Origin of the sequence: Helicobacter japonicus, assembly GCF_000762845.2 — a bacterium.
Classification (GTDB): Bacteria; Campylobacterota; Campylobacteria; order Campylobacterales; family Helicobacteraceae; genus Helicobacter_C; species Helicobacter_C japonicus.
In genome coordinates this window covers 65,425-71,982 of the sequence record NZ_JRMQ02000010.1, presented here as the reverse complement: position 1 = coordinate 71,982, position 6,558 = coordinate 65,425, and the positions used below count along the sequence as shown (strand labels likewise).

Genomic DNA, 6,558 nt, shown 5'->3' with positions numbered 1-6,558 from the left:
CTTAGGCTACGCATATATTGCCACCTAAGTAAGATGAGTTATGAATCTGTGATGAATAAATAGAGGAGGGGTAAAGTGAGGGTGTAGATATGTATATTACATATCTAATTTTATCTACTACCCCCCCCCCATTTAATTGCTGAGTCTTTTCACTCTCAATCATAATTTCAATAAGTTGTTCAAAACTTGTATTTTTTGGGTTCCAACCAAGCTTGCTTTGAGCTTTTGAGCTGTCGCCAATACTACTTGCAATATCAAGTGGGCGGAAATAGTTTGGGTTAATCTCAATAAGAATCTTTTTGCTTTGCTTATCTATGCCTTTTTCATCAATTCCTGAGCCAATCCATTCTAGCTCTATACCCATTTTAAAAAATGCGATTTGGCAAAATTCTTTAATACTATGTTGCTCTCCAGTAGCAATAATAAAATCTTCAGGCAAATCATATTGCAGCATAAGAAACATACACTCTACATAGTCTTTTGCGTATCCAAAATCTCGCTTTGAATTAAGATTTCCAAGATAGAGTTTCTCTTGTAATCCATAAGCAATAGCTACAGCTGCCTTTACAATTTTTTTGCTTACAAATTCATCTCCTCTTAGTGGGGATTCGTGGTTGAATAAAATTCCATTAACCGCAAATATTCCATAAGCCTCACGATAATGTTTTACCATATAGAATGCGTATAATTTAGCTATGGCATAAGGAGATTTTGGGTCAAAAGCTGTATTTTCATTCTGTATGCCTTTAGCATTGCCAAAAATTTCTGAACTTGCAGCATTATAAAATCTGCAATCTAGTCCAATACTTCGTATTGTTTCTAAAATTCTTAATGTGCCAATAGCAATAGAATCCGCAGTATTTTGTGGCATAGAGAAAGATTTTTTCACATTCGAAATTCCAGCAAGATTATAAATCTCATTTGGTTTCACTTTTTGCAGAATCTCTATTATAGAGCTTGAATCCGTAACATCTCCATAATGGAATATTATTTTGTTTTCTCTATTTATAAAATATAAATCATCATAATGCACAAAAGCCAAATGCTTAAATTTAGGCAAATGACGCACCATAATATGCACTTCATAATTTTTATCAAGTAATAATTTCATTAAAAAATAACCATCTTGCCCACTTGCTCCAATAATGAGTGCTTTTTTCATTTTCTGTTCCTATTTGTGCTTTTTTGTGCCATAAGCTCTTGATAAAAGTTAAGAGTTTGACTATATGTTTTTTCCCAACTAAAATGTTCCAAACGCTTGTCTGCAAGAGAAATGAGAGATTCTCTTAATTGGGGATTATTTATAAGTTTCTCTATGTGATTGGCTAGTTCTTGATGGTTGTTTGGGTCAAAATATAATGCACAATCTTGTGCTATTTCCCTAAATACTTCTATATTGCTTATTATGGTAGGGCAATGTGCGAAGAACGCTTCTAAAATAGGTATGCCAAAGCCCTCGTATAATGAAGGAAAAACAAAACAAAGCGCATTAGTATATAGAGTATAGAGTTCATTTTCTTGTGCCTCGTAGCTTACAAAATGAGATTGCAATCCTAAGGTATTTAAAAGCTTTGTCTCTTCTTTATTAAAACAAGCCCCAACGCATAAAGCCTTGATGTATGGATATTTTTGGGCTATAAGATTCATTGCCGATACAAATGTATGAAAATTTTTATAACCACCTCTGTTTCCTACAAAAAGAATATAAGAATCTGGTAACACAATCTTTGACACTTGTTTCTTTAAGCTATGCCCGAGATAAATGACTTTTATTTTATGTGGTGGAATATGTAGAATATGAATCAGGTCTTTTTTTGTTTGATGAGAAATAGCAATAATTCCATCAGCTTGCGCACAATTCAATGCTTTAAGAGTAGAGGTTTGAGTATCGTGTTTGAAATATGTCTGAGCATAGATTTCGTGAATCATATCATAGACACTTACTACTACAATGGCATTGTACGGTTTTGCAAAGTGTTTATAATAGCTTAAATGATAAATATCAAAATAATGAGTTTTTAATACAATGCGTTCAAAAACTTCATTAAATAAAGAGATGAATTTATGTTTGCCTTTGAAATAGGCTCGTTTTTTAAACTTATTAAGATAGAGATTCTCACTATAAAGAAGAGGAATCTTTGCGTTTTTGTTTCGTATATAGAGTTCAAAAATATATCGTGAAATTCCTCCAACAAATTGAATTGAAAAAATATCATGAGAATAAAGCACCTTTATCGGACTTAGGCTACGCATATATTGCCACCTAAGTAAGATGAGTTATGAATCTGTGATGAATAAATAGAGGAGGGGTAAAGTGAGGGTGTAGATATGTATATTACATATCTAATTTTATCTACTACCCCCCCCCCCGCTTAGTTGCCGATAAGCTTCTATATAGATTTTAGCAATTTTTGGTGTATCAAATTGTGTCGCGATACTTTGAGTAGCAGCAAAACTTACGCTTTGTGCGCTTAGTGAATCTAAGCCTAAAGCCCACTCTATGCCAGCAGATAAATCGTGCGTATCTGTAGCAAGATAGCCATTATGTTTGTGTGTAATCATATCACTATTACCACCAATATCAAAGGCTACCACAGGCGTGCCACAGCTTAGAGATTCCATAATGACATTGCTTAGATTTTCTGCTAAAGAGGGCGCGATGAAAACATCACAAGCATTGAATGCCAAAGCAAGTGAGCTATCATCATACACAAAGCCCAAAATATGCGTTTTTTTGATACCACTAATTTCTGGAGCATTTCCACCAAAAATAATGAGCTCACATTGTGCTTTAAGTGCATTAGGTAAAGATTCTAAAGCACTTTTAAGCTCGTAGAATCCTTTGCGCGTGGTATCTGCCCCACCGATCGCACCAAAGCCAATATAGTATGTATGTGGAGTAGAAAGATGAGGGAAGAATGTGTGTATGAGGGATTTTGCGAGTGTAGTAACTCGTAATTTATCTACCCCCCCCCCAGCTAAATGCTGATACATATCTATATAAGAATGTGCGATTTTGTCCGATCCGAAAAGTGCTACCGCACTTTTGTGGGCATTATGTGCTAATGCAGCATAGTCTTTCGTATTTAAGGATAGAATCCACTCTATACCATTTTTTAAATCTTCTATTTCATAGCATTTAGCGAGATAGCCATTATGTTTATGAGTGATAATGTCTTTTAAACCACTTGTATCAAAGGCTACCACAGGAGTGCCACAGCTCAAGGATTCGAGGGCTGTTTGCCCAAAAGATTCTACAAGGCTTGGCATAATAAACACATCACTTGCGCTATAAAGCAAAGTGAGAGCAATATCATCGTGAAGTGTCCCAAGAAAGAATGTAGAAATTCCGTTTATACTTTCTCCTTGACTTGAGCCAAAAATAATAAGCTCACATTGTGCTTTAAGTGCATTAGATAAAGATTCTAAAGCACTTTTAAGCTCGTAGAATCCTTTGCGTGGTGTTGAAGTAGCACCAATAGCTCCAAAACTGATGATTCTTTTTGGTGTATGAATATGGAGTATTTCTCGTGCTAGATTTTTGTGTATGGGGCGATAAATACTTGTGTCAATGGGGTTGGGGAGATTAACAATGGGTTTATTGCCTAAAAGTGCAGAATCTTTAGCGCAAGAAGCAATCCAAGAAGATAAACCATTAATGGTGAGGTTGTTTAATTTGTTATATGTTTTATTTTTGCGTTTAAAAGTCCAAAATGAAATGTCAAAAGGAAATTTTGACTTAAGTAAGGGGCAGGATTTACAATGATTGCTAACCCCTATACAGGTGGTTGCCACTATGTGGCAACCACCTGTATAGGGGTTAGCATCGTGTAAGCTCCATAATATTGGAGCTTGTATAGATTCTAAATCTTTGATGTTAAAAAACCCACCCTCTATCCAATGCAAATGCACGACATCAGGCTTAAGATCCTCTATTTGTTTTAAAAGTATGCGATTACTTGGTGTGAAAAATGGTAAATTTGGTGAAAATATGTCTTTATTTCGCTTGGGATAGAGGATAAGTGGAAGTTGTGAAAGAAAAGGGCGGATTTTTGAGAAAGCCTTTTGGAATTTGCTTTGGGCTACTCGTTTTACACTTGGCAAATCTGTGGTTTTGTTTTGTGTAAGGATTATAGAATCTACACCTTCTTTTAATAGTGCTTTGTGGAGTCTTATACAAGCTCTACCCGCTCCACCATTATCTTGAGTTACAAGATGCACTATTTTCATTATTACAACCTTAGTGAATAAATATTGATTTTATCTTTAGGTGGCACGCCCAAGAGGATTCGAACCTCTGACCTACGGCTTAGAAGGCCGTTGCTCTATCCAGCTGAGCTATGAGCGCATACAAAAGTCTTAAGATAAAACAAAACGCTTATTTTAGCATAATATGTATGTAATTTTCAAGCAGAGTAATGTTTTAGGGATTTGGTTGCGGGAGAGGGATTTGAACCCCCGACCTTTGGGTTATGAGCCCAACGAGCTACCGGACTGCTCTATCCCGCGTCTTAAGCTAAAAGTGCTTCAAAAGATACAAAGAACTCTGCAAGTATTTAAGAAGTGGCTGGGGTAAAAGGATTCGAACCTCTGAATGCCTGGACCAAAACCAGGTGCCTTACCGCTTGGCGATACCCCAATAACAAAAAGTGAGGCGTAATTATAATGAGTTTTGTATGTGTTTGTCAAGGGATAGGGGCGTATAATTTATAAAAAATAAAATGAAACATATTTGCTTAGAAGTTACTTGTATGGTTTAGAATGTAAGTATTCCTTGCAAGTCATACAAAATATTTGGAGATTTCGGGGAGAAAATTTTAAAATTAAAGGATTGACTATGAGTAAAGTTGTAGAAACATTAAAACAAATTCAGGCTGATGCAGAAGTGTTTTATGTCAAAGTGCATAATTTTCATTGGAATGTTAAGGGTATGGACTTTCACCCTACGCATAAAGCTACTGAAGAAATTTATGAAAATTTTGCTGATGTCTTTGATGATGTTGCAGAGCGCATATTACAAATTGGTGAAAAGCCCTATGTAACACTTGCAGATATGCTCAAAGCTGCAAAAATTAAAGAGGAAAGTAAAACAAGTTTCACTTCAAAAGATGTTTTAAAAGCTATTCTTGCTGATTATGAATATTTCCTTAAAGCATTTGAAAATCTTTCAAGTGAAGCAGACAAGGCAGGAGATAATGTAACTGCTGCGTATGCTGATGATAAAGTGGGTGAGTTGCAAAAAGCTATTTGGATGCTTAAAGCTACACTTGCTTAAATTGTAATAATCTTTAAAAACGATGAGAATCTAGCAATTTTCATCGTTTTTGTTTATTCCTCAAAACTTTCAATAAATCAATTGGATTAAAGATAATATAGATTCTTGCAAACAAATTTGTTTTGTTTTTATATAATTATTTAACACACTTATTTAAGGGTTAAAAATGTATCAAAAACGCGTGAAAGAAGCTATAGAGGCGATTAAAAAAGGTGAGATGATTATCATAATGGATGATGAAGATAGGGAGAATGAGGGTGATTTAGTAATGGCAGGGATTTTTTCCACACCACAAAAGATTAACTTTATGGCACAAGAAGCACGAGGGTTAATCTGTGTGTCTATCACCCAAGAGATTGCCAAAAAGCTTGATTTGCCACCAATGGTGCAAAAAAATGACAGCAATCACGAAACTGCCTTTACTATTTCTATTGACGCAAAGGAAGCCAAGACAGGCATTTCAGCTTATGAGCGAGATTTGACAATTAGGCTTATGTGTGATAGCAACACAAAACCAAGCGATTTTGTGCGTCCTGGGCATATTTTCCCCCTCATCGCCAAAGAGGGCGGGGTGCTTGTGCGCACAGGACATACTGAAGCAAGTGTAGATATTTGCCGTCTCGCAGGAGTTGCACCTATTAGTGTGATTTGTGAGATTATGAAAAAAGATGGCACAATGGCGGGACGCGGGGATAAATTTTTGCTTGATTTCGCCTCTTTGCATAATCTTAAGATTCTCTATGTATCTGATATTATTCATTATCGCCTTAATTTTGAGAATCTTTTGCGTGAGACTTCTCGTAAAAATGCGGTATTTATGGGTGTAGCGTGCGAAAAAATTACCTTTATAGACCATTTAGAGCGTGAGCATATTGCCTTTGCATTTTCTACCTCAACTCCGCATAAGACAAAGCCACTTATACGCTTTCATAATATGCGCAGTGATTTGGAATTACTAGAAAATACAGAAGAATGGAACGCACTTCTTAAAAGCATCGAATACTTGAAAGAACAAGGTGGCTATTTGATAGTTTTAAACACTCATTCTTTGCATATATCTAAAGCCTGTGGCGATATGAAAGATTTTGGTATCGGCGCACAGATTCTTAAAAGATTGGGTATTGAGGATTTTGTGCTTCTTAGCTCTTGCAGTGCAAACAGGGGCGAGTATAACGCCCTTAGTGGTTTTAATTTGCATTTGGTGGAAAAAATTGAGGTATAAAATAATATTAAGACAAATTTATTTATAATTCTCGCTTTTAGAAATCCATATTTTAGAGAAA

General features: G+C 35.6%; 5 protein-coding genes and 3 tRNA genes. 2 read left to right on the top strand and 6 right to left on the bottom strand.

Features of this window, described 5'->3' with window-relative positions; translation table 11 throughout:
- Nucleotide 1 precedes the first annotated feature (1 nt).
- The 6 genes from LS65_RS07420 to LS65_RS07395 form a co-directional block, all read right to left on the bottom strand.
- Nucleotides 2–1,162, bottom strand: coding sequence for a GDP-mannose 4,6-dehydratase (locus LS65_RS07420; protein ID WP_084707928.1), 1,161 nt, complete (start codon nucleotides 1,160–1,162; stop codon nucleotides 2–4).
- Nucleotides 1,159–2,253, bottom strand: coding sequence for a glycosyltransferase family 4 protein (locus LS65_RS07415; protein ID WP_138129821.1), 1,095 nt, complete (start codon nucleotides 2,251–2,253; stop codon nucleotides 1,159–1,161). The genes LS65_RS07420 and LS65_RS07415 overlap by 4 nt, the downstream gene beginning before the upstream one ends.
- 96 nt (nucleotides 2,254–2,349) lie before the next feature.
- Complete coding sequence (locus LS65_RS07410; protein WP_138129820.1) at nucleotides 2,350–4,230, bottom strand: glycosyltransferase; 1,881 nt, start codon at nucleotides 4,228–4,230, stop codon at nucleotides 2,350–2,352.
- Between the two features lie 41 nt (nucleotides 4,231–4,271).
- A tRNA-Arg gene (locus LS65_RS07405) sits at nucleotides 4,272–4,348 on the bottom strand.
- Between the two features lie 84 nt (nucleotides 4,349–4,432).
- A tRNA-Met gene (locus LS65_RS07400) sits at nucleotides 4,433–4,509 on the bottom strand.
- Between the two features lie 55 nt (nucleotides 4,510–4,564).
- Nucleotides 4,565–4,639, bottom strand: a tRNA-Gln gene (locus LS65_RS07395).
- A 198-nt stretch (nucleotides 4,640–4,837) separates the two neighbouring features.
- On the opposite strand from LS65_RS07395, the gene LS65_RS07390 reads away from it, so the two are divergent.
- Both LS65_RS07390 and LS65_RS07385 read left to right on the top strand, forming a co-directional pair.
- Entirely contained in the window at nucleotides 4,838–5,275 is a 438-nt protein-coding gene (locus LS65_RS07390) for a Dps family protein (protein WP_034360792.1), read from the top strand.
- A 166-nt stretch (nucleotides 5,276–5,441) separates the two neighbouring features.
- On the top strand, nucleotides 5,442–6,497 hold the full coding sequence (locus LS65_RS07385) for a bifunctional 3,4-dihydroxy-2-butanone 4-phosphate synthase/GTP cyclohydrolase II (protein WP_034360791.1): 1,056 nt from the start codon (nucleotides 5,442–5,444) through the stop codon (nucleotides 6,495–6,497).
- Nucleotides 6,498–6,558: the final 61 nt, after the last annotated feature.